Annotated in this window: 11 protein-coding genes; 2 read left to right on the plus strand and 9 right to left on the minus strand. The window is 67.7% G+C overall.

Annotated elements, in window-relative coordinates:
* Positions 1 to 18: 18 nt before the first annotated feature.
* The 7 genes from ACEF39_RS16025 to pilG form a co-directional block, all read right to left on the minus strand.
* Positions 19 to 483, minus strand: a complete 465-nt coding sequence (locus tag ACEF39_RS16025) for a chemotaxis protein CheW (protein WP_100553281.1) — start codon at positions 481 to 483, stop codon at positions 19 to 21.
* Positions 480 to 1,814, minus strand: a complete 1,335-nt coding sequence (locus tag ACEF39_RS16030) for a chemotaxis protein CheB (RefSeq protein ID WP_500285770.1) — start codon at positions 1,812 to 1,814, stop codon at positions 480 to 482. The genes ACEF39_RS16025 and ACEF39_RS16030 overlap by 4 nt, the downstream gene beginning before the upstream one ends.
* Complete coding sequence (locus ACEF39_RS16035; RefSeq protein WP_500285771.1) at positions 1,801 to 8,448, minus strand: Hpt domain-containing protein; 6,648 nt, start codon at positions 8,446 to 8,448, stop codon at positions 1,801 to 1,803. The genes ACEF39_RS16030 and ACEF39_RS16035 overlap by 14 nt, the downstream gene beginning before the upstream one ends.
* 100 nt (positions 8,449 to 8,548) lie before the next feature.
* Positions 8,549 to 10,585 carry a methyl-accepting chemotaxis protein gene (locus ACEF39_RS16040; protein ID WP_500285772.1) on the minus strand — a complete coding sequence of 679 codons (2,037 nt, stop codon included), beginning with the start codon at positions 10,583 to 10,585 and terminating at the stop codon, positions 8,549 to 8,551.
* 41 nt (positions 10,586 to 10,626) lie between these two features.
* Positions 10,627 to 11,157: a chemotaxis protein CheW gene (locus ACEF39_RS16045; protein ID WP_025877750.1), complete on the minus strand. Its 531-nt coding sequence runs from the start codon at positions 11,155 to 11,157 to the stop codon at positions 10,627 to 10,629.
* Entirely contained in the window at positions 11,157 to 11,519 is a 363-nt protein-coding gene (locus ACEF39_RS16050) for a response regulator (protein WP_025877749.1), read from the minus strand. Before ACEF39_RS16050 ends, ACEF39_RS16045 begins: the two co-directional genes overlap by 1 nt.
* 18 nt (positions 11,520 to 11,537) lie before the next feature.
* Positions 11,538 to 11,939 carry a twitching motility response regulator PilG gene (gene pilG / locus ACEF39_RS16055; RefSeq protein ID WP_005418455.1) on the minus strand — a complete coding sequence of 134 codons (402 nt, stop codon included), beginning with the start codon at positions 11,937 to 11,939 and terminating at the stop codon, positions 11,538 to 11,540.
* A 240-nt stretch (positions 11,940 to 12,179) separates the two neighbouring features.
* On the opposite strand from pilG, the gene gshB reads away from it, so the two are divergent.
* Positions 12,180 to 13,127, plus strand: a complete 948-nt coding sequence (gshB, locus tag ACEF39_RS16060; protein ID WP_191078174.1) for a glutathione synthase — start codon at positions 12,180 to 12,182, stop codon at positions 13,125 to 13,127.
* A complete protein-coding gene (locus tag ACEF39_RS16065) occupies positions 13,127 to 14,011 on the plus strand; it encodes an energy transducer TonB family protein (protein ID WP_500285773.1) in 885 nt (294 codons plus the stop codon). Before gshB ends, ACEF39_RS16065 begins: the two co-directional genes overlap by 1 nt.
* A 581-nt stretch (positions 14,012 to 14,592) precedes the next feature.
* Here ACEF39_RS16065 and tsaB read toward each other — a convergent pair.
* Both tsaB and yoaA read right to left on the minus strand, forming a co-directional pair.
* Positions 14,593 to 15,306, minus strand: a complete 714-nt coding sequence (gene tsaB / locus ACEF39_RS16070) for a tRNA (adenosine(37)-N6)-threonylcarbamoyltransferase complex dimerization subunit type 1 TsaB (protein WP_500285774.1) — start codon at positions 15,304 to 15,306, stop codon at positions 14,593 to 14,595.
* Positions 15,307 to 15,315: 9 nt separating this feature from the next.
* Positions 15,316 to 17,364: a DNA repair helicase YoaA gene (gene yoaA / locus ACEF39_RS16075; RefSeq protein ID WP_500285775.1), complete on the minus strand. Its 2,049-nt coding sequence runs from the start codon at positions 17,362 to 17,364 to the stop codon at positions 15,316 to 15,318.
* Between the last annotated feature and the right edge of the window lie 270 nt (positions 17,365 to 17,634).

Raw genomic sequence — 17,634 nt, forward strand, 5'->3', positions numbered from 1 at the left:
ATGCCCGGCGGATTCCGGTCACGCCGTCAGTGAATCCAGCGCGGCTTCCAGTGCGTCGAGATTCGGCAACAGCGCGCTCTGTTCGCCCAGCAGCACGCGCATGTGCACGATGTCGGGCAGGTTTTCCTCCGAAGCGTCGGCCAGCAGGCCATCGCGCGGTACCGAGATCAGCTGCGGGAAGCTCTGCGTCAACAGCGCGTAGTAGGGACGCTCCGGGTTGCCGCTGAGGGTCTTGAGCACCACCACCTTGTTGTGGCCGGCCACCGTCTCTTCGCCCAACCCGGAGAGCCGTGCGAACGACACAAGGGGCACCTGCCAGCCGTGCCAACCGATCTCACCCACCAGCCAGCGCGGAGCGTCGGCCACCGCCTGCACCGGTACCCGCGACATCATCTCGGCCACGGTTGCATTGGGCAGCAGGACCCGCTCGGCACCGGCCGAGATCAGGACGCCGCGGATCTCATCATTGCTGGCGTAACTCATGCGGCATCTCCGTCGTCATCTAGGCCCCAGCGCGCGGCGATCACCTGCGCCAGTTCCTGCGGTTCACCGGCCGCCATGCCGGCGGCGACCACGGCCGTCGCCGCAGCCGGGTCGTAGCAGCCTTCGCCCACCTGCCCGGCTACCCAGGCGCCGGCGGCTGCGAGGTCCAACGCCGGGCCGACGTGGGCCAGGTCGGCACCACTGAGCAGCACCAGCGCGCTGTGTTCGGCCGACAACGCGGCAATCGAGATGCCCTGCGCTTCGGTCTGGAAATACAGGCCATCAGCGGCGGCGTGCACACCGATGTCATCGGCCAGCACATGCACTTCGCTCGCCGTGGCGCGCTGGCCGGCTTCGGCCAACTGCACCGGCAGCGGCGATACGCGCGCCATCTGCTTGACCAGATTGCCGTAGCGGCCGCCGTCCAGGCGCATGTGCACCAGCACTGGCACGGCCAGCCCGCTGGGCAGTGCCGCGAGCAGGCGGCGCAACGCATCGGGACCGCCGATACCGGCCAGTACCAGCAGCGCACCGGCGCGACTGCCTGCGGGCGCGGCGGCGTCCAGGTCGACCAGTGAAAGATGCTCGGTGTCAAATGCCGGTTCCGGCGCCGCGACTGTAGTAGCAACACGCGGCTCTGCTGGCGTGTCGCTGGCCTCGTCGACCAGCGACCAGGCCGTGTGATCGGTGAACGCCATCGGTGGAGCTGCCGGCACCGGCGGCGGTGCAAGCGCTGCATCAGCGGCGGGCGTCGCCGTCTCCGGCAGCACCGGCTGCAGCGCCGCTAGCGCCCTCTCCAGCGCGATCGACTCATGCAGATGTGCCGGCGGCGAATAGAGGCCATCCGCCGGCACGTCGTCGGCCCACGAACGGGCCTGTTCCAGGTGCGGCTGCAGTGCGGCTTCCTTCGGCACCGGCGGCGTCGACGGCCGGCCCGGCTCAAGCTGCAATGCCGGCTCGTCCTCCGCGCCCGGCGGTAGCACCTGCTGGTGGCCGTGCAGCTTGGCGGCCAGGTGGCGGCCCCAGCGCTGCGCTTCCCAACCATCGCGACGCGCGGCCAGTTCAGCCTCGTCGAACACCAGGGTCAACCCGGGCGCCGACAGCGCCGGTTCCAGGCGCTCCAGCGCATCTTCAATGGCCGCTTCCAGCGCGATCACCACGAACTGCGGGCGTGCATCATGCAGCGCCTGCGGCTCCAGCGTGATGGGATCGTCTTCCAGCACGATCTGCACGTCCGCATGGGCCAACGCCTCGCGCAGGCGCTCACGCGCCGCGCCCGGGCGGGCCAGCAGGGCTACGGCCGGAACCGCATCGAGGTCACTCACGGACACGGGCAATCCCCAGCAAGTCGTACACGTTACGCATCAGGTCCAGCTCCTGGTACGGCTTGCCCAGGTAACGCTGCACACCGATCTCGAAGGCGCGCTGGCGGTGCTTGTCGCCGCTGCGCGAGGTGATCATCACAATCGGCACGTCCTTGTAGCGCGGGTCAGCACGCATCGCGGTGGCCAGCTCGTAGCCGTCCATCCGCGGCATTTCGATGTCCAGCAGCATCAGGTCCGGCACGCGTTCTTCCAGCTGTTCCAGGGCTTCGACGCCATCACGGGCGACGCTCACCTCGAAGTTGTGACGCTCCAGGATGCGGCCGGTGACCTTGCGCATGGTCAGCGAATCGTCCACCACCATCACCAATGGCACCTGCCGTTCCTGGCGCGGCGCATTGACCAGAACCGGCGCGGTCGGGTTGGCCAGGAAGCGACGCACCAGCGGGGCCACGTCCAGGATCACCACCACGCGGCCATCGCCGGTGATGGTGGCGCCGTAGATGCCCGGTACCGAGGCGATCTGCAGTCCCACCGGCTTGACCACGACTTCGCGGTTGCCCAGCACCTGATCGATCGCAACGGCGGCACGCAGGTCGCCCGCGCGGACCAGCAGCAGCGGTACCTGGGCCTGGCCGTCGGCGCGCGCCGGGGCCTGGCCGACCAGACTGCCGAGGTCGTACAGAGGATAGTCTTCGCCGCCGTAGCGGTAGCTGCTGTCGGCCGCTTCAAAGCGTTCGTGCGACAGCCGTCCAATGCCACTGACCGACGCCACCGGTACTGCGAAGGTGGTTTCGCCGATCTGCACGAACACTGCCTGGGTGACCGCCAGCGTCTGCGGCAGGCGCAGGGTGAAACGCACGCCCTGGCCGCGCACCGACTGGATGTCGACCGAGCCGCCGAGCTGGCGCACTTCGTTGCCGACCACGTCCATGCCGACGCCACGGCCCGCCAGCTGGCTGACCTGGTCAGCAGTGGAGAAGCCCGAAGCGAAGATCAGGTTGTCCAGCTCCTGCTCGCTCGGCTGCACATCGGCAGGCAACAGGCCGCGTTCGATGGCGCGACGGCGGATCGCCTCACGATCCAGGCCCGCGCCGTCGTCGGCCACGTCCAGCACGATTTCCGAGCCTTCACGGTGCAGGCGGATGGCGATTTCGCCTTCTTCCGGCTTGCCGGCGGCACGACGTTGTTCCGGTGCTTCCAGGCCATGGGCAACCGAGTTGCGCAGCATGTGCTCCAGCGGCGCGACCATGCGATCGAGCACGTTGCGGTCGAGTTCGCCGTGGGTGCCTTCCAGGGTCAAGTGAACCTGCTTGCCGGTGTCCATGCCGGCCTGGCGGACCACCCGGCGCAGGCGCGGCACCAAGCCGTCGAACGGCACCATGCGCGCGCGCATCAGGCCATCCTGCAATTCCGAACTGACACGCGACTGCTGCTGCAGGAGCGAATCGTACTGGCGCGACAGATCGTCCAGCACGCCCTGCAGGCCCCCCAGATCGGCGGCGGACTCGTTCAGCGCGCGGCTGAGCTGCTGCAGGGTGGAGAAACGGTCCAGTTCCAGCGGATCGAACTTCTGGTCGGCCTGGTCCTGCTCGCGCTGGTAGCGGGCAACGATCTGCGCCTCGGTTTCCAGGTCCAGGCGACGCAGCTGGTCGCGCAGACGCGCGTTGGTGCGTTCCAGCTCGCCCATCGCGCCGCGGAAGGCACCGAGCTGCTGTTCCAGGCGCGAACGGTAGATCGCCACTTCACCGGCGTGATTGACCAGGCGGTCGAGCAGGTCGGCGCGCACACGCACCTGTTCCTGCTGCGGACGGGCCAGCGGGTCTTCTTCGGTAGAACCTTCCACCGGCAGCGGCGCAGACAACGGGGCGTCGACCACGGCCACGGCCGGAGCGGCCTGTGGGGTCTGCTCTGCCAGGGCCGCAGCAGCGGCTGCAGCTGCGCTGGCAGCAGCGATGTCGGTCGTGGTCCGCGCTTCAAAGGCGTCGAGCAGATCCTGCGCCGGCTCGACAACGCGGTGTTCGCCGGTGCGGGTCAGCAGCTGGTGCAGACGGTCGAAACCGCGTTCCAGCAGTTGCACGTCACGACGCTCGATCTCGGTGCGCCCGCCAGCGACGGCCTCCAGCAGCGATTCGATGCTGTGGCCGAGATCGCCGATGGCGTTGATGCCCGCCATGCGCGCACCGCCCTTCAGCGTATGCAGATCGCGCTGCAGGCCGGCCAGGGCTTCGCGATCCTGCGGCGCTTCGCGCAGTTCGCTGATCAGCCCATCGCAATGATCCAGCAGGTCCTTGCCTTCCTCGACGAAGATGTCGACCAGCTCGCGGTCATAGACGCTGAAGTCGAGCAGGTCGGCGCTGTCTTCGGATTCGGATTCGGTCTGGGCGTCGAGCGGAGCCGTATCCGTCGGCACCACTGCATCGGCGCTGTCGACGGCGACAGGTTCGGCGTCGATCGCTGCAGCCTCCGCCGCGACCGGCACCACAATCATGCCGCTGTCCGCCGCGGCAACCTGGCCCGGAGCATCTTCCAGTTCGAAGAAACGCGAGGGCGAAACGGCGTCCTGCGCCGAGTCCTTGGACTTGACGTCTTCCACCGTCGCCGGGGACGGCTGGTCGGTGCTCTCTCCTTCACCGACCGCCGCCTCCCCGCCGACGTCCGCATCCTCGGCAAAGGCTTCCGCCTCGCCAGGCGCGAGTTCGCTGGCCTGCAGGCCGAGCACGGGCCATTGCCCGTCTTCGTCCCGGCCCTGCTCCTCGTCGATCACGTGCAGGCCGGCCTCAAGCGCGGCTTCCAGCGTGACCGGGTCTGCGAAGCCCGGCACAGCCATTTCATCCTGCAGGCTGGACAGCTCGCTGTCGAGTGGCACTGCAGCAGCATCGTCATCCACCGCCGTTTCAGGCGTGAACAGCGGCGGCGTATTCAGGTCGTTTGCGACATCCAGGTCGCGGTCGTCAACCGGCAGCGCGCTGGCGTCCAGATACGGCGACAGATCGTCCACCGCCGTCAGCGCGGTGTCTTCCAGTGCGGTGTCTTCCGATGCTGGCACTGTCGGCCCGGCATCGATCTCCGCGCCGACGAGCGTGGAAGCAGCTACTTCCAACGTTGATTCCGGCGCTGGGGCGTCCGGCATCGAAGGCCACCCTGCGTTGAAGTAGCGCGACAGATCATCGCTGCCGGTCAATTCAGCGGACTCCAGGCCCGTATCACTCAGCGAATCCTCGCTGACCTGCAGTGCATCCAGCGCGTCGGCGTCGGCGTCGGCGACATCGGTATCACGTCCGGCTTCCGGCTCGATCTCAAGCCCATGGGGCGACTCGACCACGTCGGCATCGGCGGCCAGCGAAGGCAGCTGGTCGTCTTCGTCTTCATCCTCGACGTCCAGCCCGGTCATCGGCCAGCGTGCTTCCGGCAGTTCACCGGCCAGCGCCTGCAGGCGCTGCGCCAGTTCAGCCCGCGGCGCAATCCGCGGCTGCTCGGCCTGCAGCGCGTCCATGGTCGCGTTGATCGCCTGCGCGGTCTCGTCCAGGGCCGCCACGGCGTCATCCCCGGGCACCACCTCGGCGGCCAGCGCGCGCTTGATGTAGGACTCGGCGCCGCCGGTAACGGCAGTGATTTCCGGCACTTCGGTCATCGCGAAGGCACCGTTCATGGTGTGCACCGCACGCAGCAGCGCGTCGCTGACCGGCTGCGGTGCCTGTTGCGCCGAGCGCAACCAGCCCTGCAGCGTGGCCTGGTGCAGTTCCACCTCGGCCTCCAGGATCTCGCGCAGCACGCTGTCGATATTGGCCGGGGTACCCGCCGCTTCAACCGTGCTTTCAGCAGGGGTATCGACAACCGGCACGGCGCTGCCCACCAGCCCGGCAGCATCGGCCGGTGCCGCTGCCGTCGGCGCGGTGGCGCCCGGCAGCGCAACGTAGAACGTCTCTTCGCCTGCACCCACGCGATCGGCGACGGCCTGCATCGCCTGCAGATCGACGCTGATCCGCTGGCCATCGCGCAGTGCCGCGTTCAGCTGCGGCAGTGCCGTGTATGCGTGATCGACCATCGCCAGTACCGCCGGCGTGGGGGCACGGGTGCCATCGAGCACACGATTGAGCATGCCCTCGATCTTCCACGCGAACTCACCCAGGGTACGTGCACCGACCAGGCGGCCACTGCCCTTCAGGGTGTGGAAAATGCGCCGGATCGGCCGCAGCCGATCCATGTTGTCCGGCTGCATGCGCCAGGCCGGCAGCAGCGTACCCAGATTGCCGAGCTCGTCGTCGAATTCTTCCAGGAACACCTCGCGGATGTCCTGGTCGATGTTTTCGGCATCGTCGTCGAAACCCGCATCGAACCCGCCCTCGGCCACGGCCGACGGTACGGTTTCGGCCGACCCGGCAGTTGCCTGCATGGCCTGGGGATTGAAATCGGCGGCGGCGGCGTTCAGCTCTGCGAAGAACTGCGCATCGGCCTCGCTGAAGTCGATCGGCGCGATGGTATCCACATCGACCAGAGCCACGGCCGGCACAGCCGCAGATGCCGGCAGGTCTTCGGACGCGCGCAGATCTGCGACCGGTTCGACGTAAGCCTCCGCCTCGGTCTCGGCGGTGGCGTCGGTCAATTCGGCAACGGCCAAGCCATCGTCGGCCTGCGGCACCGCAACTGCGTCAATGAGCTCCAGCGTCGCAGACGACTCCTGTCCATCGTCCAGCGACAGCGTTTCCATCGCCTCCAGCGACAACACGTCATCGGCGTTGTGCAACAGGCTGCTGTCGAAACGGAACACCACATCGTCGCTCAGCGACGTCTGGCCGTCCTGTTCGGCGGCAACTGGATCGAAGGCCGGCGAAATGACCACGTCCAGCGACGTGGCAGACGACGCCTCGTCCAACGACGTCGCCAGGAAGGCGTCATCATTGCCGTCTACGGCGCTTGCCTGCGTGTCGTCCTCTTCCGGCACCGGAATCGCGGACAACGTCCAGGCAGCAGCGTCGGACTGTTCGGCGGACACGGGATCGAAACTGACCGGATCGAAGCTGTCGAACGTCGGCGCACGCTCGTCGCTGCGTTCGGCAGCACTACCTGCCGGCGCGTCGAATCCGCCCAGTTCCCATTGCGGCACTTCCGGCGCGGGTGCACTGGAGGCGGCAAACAGCAGTGGCGCCGGCGCGCTGTGCGATCCGGCAAGGACAGCCGGCGTACCCAGCGATCCGAACATCAGGCCGTTGTCGGCGGGCGGGGCCTCCGGCAGCGGGTCGAAGGTGAAATCGGGCAGCGACGTCGGCACGTCACCCGGTGCCGGCGCGGAGGCCTGCACGTCGATATCCAGTGGTTCGGTCTGCAGCGGCTCGGCTGGCACGATCACGGCTTCGCGCTCGACCGGCTGCACCGGCTCGGCAGCGACCACGCCGCGCTCGGGCAGCGGCCAGTAGCGCAGCGCCTCCAGGCTGCTGCGGGTGATGTCGAGGATATCCTCGCGACCCGGGCGGCGGTCACGCAGGGCTTCCAGGTAGTATTCCAGGCTGGCCATGGCGTCGGCCAGGGTGTCCAGCTGGCGACCGCTGGGCACGCGCTGACGACCGATCAGTTCGGCTTCGATGTACTGCTGCACGCCGCGCAGATAGTCTGCCGCAGTGCCCAGGTCGAGCATGCGCAATGCGCCGGAGACATCGCCGAGCAGGCGCGGCACGTCCTGCAGTTCGGCGTGGTTCCAGCTGGTTTCAATGAAGGCGACGAAATGCTCGCGGGCGGCGGCGAAATTGGCGATCGCCTCGTGTGCCAGCACTTCCACCGTGCGCCGGTTCTCCACCGCGCTCGGATCATCCTGGCCACTGCCACTGGCACCGAGGTGTGCGACCTGGTCGTCCAGCGACGCGTCGACATAAAGCAGCGCACCGGCGATATCCAGCAGCATGTCTTCGTCGATCTGCTGGCGGCCCTCGACGACCCCGCGCAGCGCGTCGCGCTGCTGCACGACCACGCCCCGCGCAGCGCCCAGGCCGAGCATGCCCAGCGTATCGGCCACCGAACCCAGCTTGGTCACCTGCTCCTGCAGCTGCTGCGGCGAACCGTCGGTACGCAGGTGCAGGTCCAGCGCGTCCTTGACCTGCAGCAGTTCTTCCTTGACCGCGTTGCCAACGGTGTCCAGCAGCTCGCGGTTGCGGCCGCTGAGGCTGCCGCGTGCATGGTCCAGTTCCGCTTCGGTGGCGGTCACCGAATCGGGCGCGAACGCGAACAGCACGCTGTCGTTGATCAGCGCTTCGCCACGGGCGGCGCGGATCTCGTTGAGCAGCGGCTGCAGCACGATCGGAATGTCACGGTGCCCGTTCTGCAGGCGCTCCAGGTAATCGGGCAGCAGCACGCTGCCGCGCATCAGGGTGGCGCAGGCCTCATCGCGTTCGGCCACCTCGCCCTTGCCGACGGCAACGGCGAGCTGTTCCAGCTCTTCGGCCACCATCGCCGGTGCATACAGTTCAACCATGCGCAGCGTGCCCTGCACCTGGTGCAGGTAGCCGGCGCAGATGCGCATGCGGCTGCTGTCGCCCGGGTCTTCGGCGAAGTACTCGACCTCGTTGCGCACCAGGCGCAGGGTCTCGTCCAGCTCGGGCTTGACCCAGCCCAGGGCCGCGTGGCTCATCGCATCGCGCAGGCTGCTCATGGATGCGCTCCGGTCGCCGCCGCGCGACGGTCGCGCGGATCCTGGCGTGGGAAATGGAAATGCTTCATCGACTGGTTCCTTGCTCGCCGCCCTGCCCGTGTCACGCCGGCAGCTTGAAGTCGGCGACCGAACGACGCAGGTCGGCCGCCAGCTGCGCCAGGTGGCCGATCGACTCGGCGGTCTGCCCGGCACCCTGCGAGGTCTGGCCGGTGATCTGGCGGATCACGCCCATCGTGCGGGTGATGTCCGACGCCGCCGACGACTGCTGCTGGGCGGCGATGGAGATGTTCTTGATGAGGGTATTGAGTGCGTTGGACACGCGCTCGATCTCGGTCAGTGCAGTACCGGCGTCTTCGGCCAGGCGCGCACCGGACACCACTTCGGCGGTGGTCTGCTCCATCGAGGTGACCGCTTCGTTGGTATCGGCCTGAATGGCCTGCACCAGGTTCTCGATGCGTCGGGTCGCACCAGAGGTGCGCTCTGCCAGTCGCTGCACTTCGTCGGCCACGACCGCGAAACCACGACCGGCCTCACCGGCCGAAGCCGCCTGCACGGCCGCATTCAATGCCAGGATGTTGGTCTGCTCGGAAATGTCGTTGATCAGTTCCACGATCGAGCCGATCTCCTGCGAGGACTCGCCCAGGCGCTTGATGCGCTTGGAGGTTTCCTGGATCTGGTCGCGGATCTGGTCCATGCCCTGGATGGTCTCGCGGACCACGCCGGCACCCTCGGCGGCGATCACCACCGAACGCTGTGCCACGTCGGCCGACTCGGCCGAGTTGCGCGATACCTGCTCGATGCTGGCGGCGATTTCGCCGATCCGGTCCGACGCCGAGGTGATCTGGTTGGCCTGGTGGCCGGCCGCTTCGGCCAGCTGCATCGCCGTTGCCTGCGTTTCCTGGGTCGACAACGCGACCTTGGCCGAGGTGTCGTTGATGGTAGTCACCAGGTGGCGCAGTTCATCCACCGCGTAGTTGATGGCGTCCGCGATCGCGCCGGTCATGTCCTCCGTAACCGAGGCTTTCACCGTCAGGTCGCCCTCACCGAGCGAGGAAATTTCATCCAGCAGCCGCATGATCGCCTGCTGGTTGCGGCTGTTGAACTCCACCTGGGTCTGGTAGCGCAGTTCCTGCTCGCGCGAGCGGCTGCGCACGTTGGTGGAGACGAAGCCGATGATCGCGATCAGCGACAGTGCACCGGACACCACGCCGATCCAGAAATTCGGGAACAGGCGGGTGTCGGACACCGAACCGAACGAGGAGAACGCTTCGAACAGCTTGCGGCTGTCGGTCAGCATCTTCGCCGAACCCTGGCCCAGTGCGGAGGCAGCGGACTGCGCCGCGAACAACTGGCGCGAGCTGGCCAGGATCGCGTCGGCGTCCTGCTTCATCGCCTCCCACTTCTGCTGCGACTGCTCCAGCGCCGCAACGGCGGCAGCGCCGCGTACTGCGGTGATGCCCAGATCCTCGTTGCCATTGCGCAGCGCATCGAGCACCTGCGAGAACACGGTGATGTCACGGGCCAGCGCGTCACCGGCAGCGGCTGCGGTCGTGCCGCCGGCGCGTATTTCAGTCACGCGACGCGCCATCGAACCGGCCACCACCACCTGCTGCAGGGCACTGTAGACCTGCGACGACGGGGCGCCGGAGGCGGACATCGCACGCACCAGTTCGTTCAACTGGGCCTGCAGGCCCGGCACCGCACCGGAGAAGTTGTTGGCGTTGCCGGCCAGGGCCAGCACTGCCGGTTCACTGGCGACCAGCTGCCCTGCCTGCTTGCCCAGCGGCGTCCAGGTATCGGCCAGGGTCGAGATCGCCCCGGAGACGCCCGGCTCGTTGCCGTAGCGCCCCTGCAGGGTCGACACGTTCTGCTCGATCGCGTTGCGGGTGGCCTTGAAGGCGGTGAAGGCCTGCGCGTTGCCGCCGACCGCGTCACGTCCCTGGTTGGCCAGCTGCTGCGACAGCACCTGCAGGTCCGCGGCCTTGGAGCCGGCATCGGCCAAGCGGCTGCCCTGCCAGGTGGACACACCGGTGTTCACACCGAACAGGATCATCGACAGGGCCAGCAGCGCCAGCCAGAGGTTGCTGCCGCCCAGCCGCAGCTTGCCGGACTTGGTGGCATCCGAAGCAGTACTCATCGTTCAACCTCGATTTTCAATGCAGGGGGCAATGCCCGGCCTCAGGCCGCGGCTTGCCGGAATTCAGGGGTGCGCGACAGCAGCGAGAGCGAGAACACGCCCCAGTCGTTGCCATCGGCATGGAAAGCGCGATCGACGAAGTGCCCGTAGCGTCCTTCGGCCAGTGAACCGGCCTCGATCTGCTGGGTCAGCTCGAAACTGCGCTGGCCGAACAGTTCGTCAATGGTCAGGGCGACGTCGCCACCGGCCTGGCGCATGATCAGCACACGCTGGCCTTCCTGCTGGACGGTGCGCGCACCTTCCAGGAAATATTTCAGGTCGACCACCGGGAACAGGTTGCCACGCAGGTTGCCCACGCCCAGCAGCCACGGCTGCGCGCAGGGCACCGGGGTCACCGGCGGCATCGGCACGATCTCCACCACTTCGCGGAAATCGGACACCAGCCGGCGCTGGCCAACACGGAAACCGACGCCTCGCCACAGGTCCTGGGCAAACTGCCGTCCGGGCAGCTGCACCGCGTGGGCCAGGCTGCGCCGTTCGTAGGCTTCAAGAATGTCGAAGGGTGAGCGCATCAGGCCACCAGCTCGTTGATCCGCGCGATGAGTTCTTCCTCGCGCGGTGGCTTGACGATGTAATCGGCGGCGCCCTGGCGCAGCCCCCAGGCCTTGTCGGTTTCCATCGCCTTGGTGCTGACGATGATGACCGGGATGTGCTTGATCGCTGCGTCGCGGGCCATGGCCCGGGTCGCCTGGAAACCGCTCATGCCCGGCAACACCACGTCCATCAGGACAAGCTGCGGCACCTGGTCGCGGACCAGCTGCAAGCCATCTTCGGCATTGTCCGCTTCCAGCACCTCGTGGCCGGCACGGCGCAGCCATTGGGTGAACACCGCGCGGTCGGTCGGTGAATCCTCGATCAGGACGATACGAGCCATTGTGCCTTTCCCCCCTGGTCAGGCGTTGACGTACGTGCGGATGGCACCCAGCAGTTCTTCGCGCGTGAATGGCTTGGTCAGGTATTGCTCCGAGCCGACGATGCGCCCCCGCGCCTTGTCGAACAGACCATCCTTGGACGACAGCATGATCACCGGGGTCGCCTTGAACAGCTGGTTGCCCTTGATCAGTGCGCAGGTCTGGTAGCCATCCAGGCGCGGCATCATGATGTCGACGAAGATGATCTGCGGCTGCTGGTCGGCGATCTTGGCCAAGGCCTCGAAACCGTCCGTTGCGGTCACTACTTCGCAGCCTTCGCGCTTCAGTAGTGTTTCCGCAGTCCTGCGGATGGTCTTCGAGTCATCGATGACCATCACTCGGAGTCCTGCGAGCTCCCCGCCCGCAGTCGTGTTTTCAGTCATTGCCATTCCCCAAGCGCGCGGCCCAATCTTTGGCGGGAGCCGCTGCGAAAGCGTATCTATATCGCACTTCCCGCGCCCGCTTCAAGGGCGGTCCGTGGCGCGGGGCGTGGCGCCGGGCTGAACGTGACCGGATTGGCAATCACTGCGCAGCCCGGCAAGGGACGCTGCGTTGCACATCGCCGGGGAGGCGCACGGCCGGCGTTGCCGCTACCATCAACGCCTTGCCTGACAGGTGCGCCCATGCCGTTGAACGTCATCGTGGTGATGGATCCCATCGCCCACATCAAGATCGCCAAGGACACCACGTTCGCCATGCTGCTGGAAGCCCAGCGCCGCGGCCACGCCCTGCACTACGTGCGCCCGGGTGGGCTGGCGCTGGAAGGCGGGGTGGCCGTGGCCTGGACCGCCCCCCTGCAGGTGCGCGACGACCCGGCCGGCTGGTACGAGCTGGGCGCATTCAGCCGGACTGAGTTCGGTCCCGGCCAGATCGTGCTGATGCGCAAGGATCCGCCGGTCGACGCCGAATACGTCTACGACACCCAGGTGCTGGATGTCGCCGCCGCCGCCGGTGCCTGCGTGGTCAACAACCCGCAGGGCCTGCGCGACTACAACGAGAAGCTGGCCGCGCTGCTGTTCCCGCAGTGCTGCCCGCCGACCCTGGTCAGCCGCGATGCCAAGGCGCTGAAGGCCTTCGCGCTGGAACACGGCCAGGCCGTGCTGAAGCCGCTGGATGGCATGGGCGGACGCTCGATCTTCCGCAGCGGCCAGGGCGACCCCAACCTGAACGTGATCCTGGAAACGCTGACCGACGGCGGCCGCAAGCTGGCCCTGGCGCAGAAGTTCATCCCCGACATCACCGCCGGCGACAAGCGCATCCTGCTGGTCGACGGCGAGCCGGTCGACTACTGCCTGGCGCGCATTCCGCAGGGCGATGAGTTCCGCGGCAACCTGGCCGCCGGTGGCCGTGGCGAAGGCCGTCCGCTGAGCGAACGCGACCGCTGGATCGCCGCCCAGGTCGGCCCGGAGATGAAGCGTCGTGGCATGCGTTTCGTCGGCCTGGACGTCATCGGTGACTTCCTGACCGAGGTCAACGTGACCAGCCCGACCTGCGTGCGTGAACTGGACGCGCAGTACGGCCTGAACATCGCCGGCACCCTGTTCGACGCGATCGAGGCCGATCTGCACTGATGGATGCCGCACCTGCCGTCCTCGCCCCGCCGCCGCGCGAAGCGCAGCGGCTGGGCGCCACCATCGCCCTGTCGGTGCTGGTGCACGCCCTGCTGATCCTCGGGGTCGGTTTTGCCGTGAAAGGCGATGCGCCACTGGTGCCGACCCTGGAAGTGATCTTCAGCCGGACCCGCACCGCGTTGACCCCGAAGCAGGCGGATTTCCTGGCCGCCGCCAGCCAGGAGGGCGGTGGCGAACATGATCGTGCGCAGCGCCCTCGCGACAACCAGGCCGGCATCGTGCCGCAGGCACAGTCCGGCATCAGCCCGGTACCCCAGCAGCAACAGCCGGCAGCACCGGTGCCGCCGCCGCAGGCGCGCGTGGTCAGCAGCCGCAATGGCCAGGACACGGTGGCCCTGGCGCAGTCGCGCCCTACCCCGTTGCAGCCCACGCCGGATGCACCACTGACCGCACGCGAACAGCGTGATGCTGAAATGGCGCGGCTGGCGGCGGAAGTACACCTGCGTTCGGCGCAGTACGCCAAGCGCCCGAACCGGAAATTCGTTTCGGCCAGTACGCGCGAATACGCCTACGCCAGTTATCTGCGTGCGTGGGTGGACCGCGCCGAGCAGGTCGGCAACCTGAACTACCCCGACGAAGCGCGGCAGCGCCGGCTGGGCGGGCAGGTGGTGATCAGCGTGGGGGTGCGCCGCGACGGCAGCGTGGAAAGCAGTCGGGTGTTGAAGTCCAGCGGCACGCCGCTGCTGGACGAGGCCGCGCTGCGGGTGATCCAGCTGGCGCAACCGTTCCCGCCGTTGCCCGACAGCGACGATCAGATCGACATCCTGCAGGTCACGCGCACGTGGGTGTTCCTGCCGGGCGGCGAACTGCGCGACGACCGGTAAGGGTTTCTGCCCGGGCCTGCGGCCCGGGGACCCGCCGAGGCAACAGCAGAAGCGGCGGCCGGTGTACTGAAGCTTGGCGGGGCGGTGTCGGGCGGCGGGGACGCCGCAAGTACATCCCTGTAGGCTTAGCCGCGGCATCCATGCCGCGGATACCCCGCCACCCGACACCGCCCCACCTCTGACAGATCGCGGCGCATCGTCGCCCCGCTGTTGGTAGGTGTCGACCTTGGTCGACACGATGCATCCACGCCATGCCTGCAAGGTAGATCCACGCCATGCGTGGATGCGAGCGAAGCGACCGGCTTTTGAATTTGATTTTTTTGATTTTCCGTGGCGGACGCGCACGGAAACTGTCCGTGGCCGGGCGGGTGGGTTGCGCAGGGGCGTAAGCGCCATGGATGGCGCGCCCGAGCCTACAGGGGTGAGGGCGCTTTGCTTGCGAAGCACTGCTTCGCAAGCGCCCGAACGCACAGCCGCCAGCGGCTGGGCCGGTCTGGGGATTCACGGCGTCCCCTGCGCAGCCCACCCGCCCGGCCAACCCACGGCTTTTGATTTACGCGACCAACCCAACCACGAGGGGCTCAGCCGTTGGCTTTCGCCTTCGCGTCCCGCGCAGCCTGCTGCTCGACCAGCGTCAGCGCCACGTTGTCACGCAGGTACGCCGGCTCGACCTTCTCCGCTACGATGCCTTCGCCGCGAGCGAACGCCGGTACCGCCAGTGCCAGCACATCTGCCGCGTGCGGCAGCGCCGTCGCATCGAAGCGGCGCAGACCTGCACCCAGCTGCGCGACCAATGCGCCCTCAGCGGCGGCAAAACCAGTGCCAACGCCGTAGACGGATGTGTCTTCCGGCAACGACACCGCCGCCGGTACGCACACGCGCTCGGCGTCACGCGCCACCGGCAGTCCATCCACGCGTTCGAAGCGTGCCACGTACAACTCGCCCATCCGCGCATCGATCGCCGACAGGATCTGTTTCTCTTCCGTCGGCGCGCGCAGTGCCAGCACCTGCAGCGTCGACACCGGCAGCAACGGACGATCCAGCGCCAGCGCGATGCCCTGCGCCAAGGCGATCGCCAGGCGCACACCGGTGAACGCACCGGGACCGCGACTGAGCGCGATGCCGTCCAGCTGGTGGCGGCTGATGCCGGCCTCGGCCAGCAACTCTTCCGCCCACGGCAGACTCAGTTCGGCATGCCGGCGGGGGGCGATCTCGAAGCGTTCCAGTACCTGCCCATCGACATGCAGGGCTACGGAACAGGCTTCGGTGGCGGTTTCAAAGGCGAGCAGTTTCATCGGATCGGGTCAGAACAGGGGGAACGTGGCACCGGGGGCCGGCTCCGGGCCCGCCACGGGGGTGGTCGGGGCTGCGGCATCTGCCACGGGCGCCCATTGTGGCGCAAAGAAGGCCTGCACATCGGCCAGTGCCCGGGTTTGCCGGAACGGCGGCAGCGACTGCAGGAAGACCTTGCCGTATCCACGGTTGAGCAGGCGCGGGTCGCACAGCACCAGCACGCCACGGTCGGTCTCGCTGCGGATCAGGCGGCCGACACCCTGCTTCAGGGCAATGACCGCCTGCGGCAACTGCTCGTCGCGGAACGGATTGCCACCCTGGGTACGGATTGCCTCCAGCCGCGCTTCATACACCGGATCATCGGGCGTGGCGAAGGGCAGCTTGTCGATCACCACCACGCTCAAGGCCTCGCCGACCACATCCACGCCCTCGCGGAAGCTGGCCGAGCCCAGCAGCACGCCATTGCCGGATTCACGGAAACGCTGCAGCAGGGTCGCGCGCGGCGCTTCGCCCTGCACGAACAGCGGCCAGGGTCCATCACGCAATGCCTCGGCTGCTTCGCGCAGCGCACGATGCGAAGCGAACAACAGGAACGCCCTGCCCTGCGACGCCTGCAGCACCGGGCGCAACACCTGGATCAGTGCGGTTCCGAAACCGCGTGCAGCCGGATCGGGCAAGCCTTCAGGCAGGTAGCACAGTGCCTGCTCGGGCCAGTTGAACGGGCTGGGCTGTACCAGCGTCTGTGGATCGTCCAGGCCCAGGCGCGTGGCGATGTGCTCGAAGCCGCCGCCAACGGTCAGCGTGGCCGAGGTGAAAATCCATGCGGCATGGCTGCGCTCGCGATGTTCGCGCAGCGGCGCGGACACATCCATCGGCGTGCGCTGGCAGCGGAAACCGCGCGGGGTCAACTCGTACCAGAGCACATCGCCGGCGGCAGCGCTCGTTTCGGCGGGATCGGCATCGAAGTCGAGCGCGGGTTCTTCATCGCCCAGCCAACGGCCCAGCCGCGAGATCGCCTCACGCGCGCGCGCATGGCAGGCATCCAGGCCGGCAGCGGCTTCACGCAACGGCTGCAATGCCTGCTCCAGCACCACCAGACGGGACATCACCGCATCGAAACCTTCGCGTACCTGCGGCATCGCCAACGCCCGCCACTGCGTACCGCGCGCGGGCAAGCCTTCCATCGCAGCACGCAGCGCAGACAAGGCCTGCTGCAGATGATCAACCGGTTCCTGCAATGCCGACTGCGCGCCACCCACGCCGCGCGCTTCAACCAGACAGTCACGGCCCAGCTCCTGCCAGGGGCGCATGCCGAAGCCCTCGCCGAAGAACTGCGCGGCCAGCTCGGGCAACTGATGGGCCTCGTCGATGACGAAGGCCTGCGCACCCGGCAGCAGTTCGCCGAAGCCCTCCTGCTTCAGCGCGAGATCGGCGAGCAGCAGGTGGTGGTTGACCACGACCAGGTCGGCGGCCTGAGCACGCTGGCGAGCACGCACGACGAAGCAGTCATCCCAGAAGGGACACTCGTTGCCCAAGCAGTTGTCGACGGTAGAGGTGACCATCGGCAGCAGCGGCGAGTCATCGGCCAAGCCATCGAGTTCAGCGATATCGCCCGAATCCGAGCGCCCGGACCAGGCCAGGATGCGCTGGAACTGCGCCGCCTGTTCGGGGCTGGAAAAGCGCGGCTCGCCGCGTGCCTGCTGCAGGCGATAGCGGCACAGGTAGTTGCTGCGTCCCTTCAGCAACGCGCTGCGCAGTCCGACGCCCAGCGCCTGGCGCACGCGCGGCAGGTCACGGTGATAGAGCTGGTCCTGCAGCGCGCGGGTACCGGTGGAAATGATGGTGCGCATTCCGGACAGCAGCACCGGCACCAGATAGGCAAAGGTCTTGCCGGTGCCGGTACCTGCCTCGGCGAGCAGCAGGTCGCGCTGCTGCATTGACGCGGCAATGGCCTCGGTCAGGCGCAGCTGCGCAGGACGCGGAACGAACGCATCCAGATGGGAGGCGAGCGCGCCGCCTTCGCTGAGGGCTTCGCGGCTGGCATGGACAAGGTCGGACATCAGATGGAAAGGATACCCGGCCGGGCGCTGCCCGGCACCCGTTTCAAGCCGGGGCACAGGCAACAGCAACGGCAACGGCAACAGCGTTTGTTCATGGCTCTGGGTTGCTACGTGCTGGGGTGGGTGGGGCAGGGCAGCCAGGACACGCCGTAAACCCATCCATGGGGGCTCGATGGCGCCATCCGTGGCGCCAACGGTCCTGCCTGCCCTGCCCCACCCACCCTCGACAGTTTCCCGGTGACGGGAGGCAAAGGCGGAGCAGAAGCAGTT

The organism is Stenotrophomonas indicatrix (genome assembly GCA_041545745.1).
In the GTDB taxonomy this organism is placed as follows: Bacteria; Pseudomonadota; Gammaproteobacteria; order Xanthomonadales; family Xanthomonadaceae; genus Stenotrophomonas; species Stenotrophomonas indicatrix_A.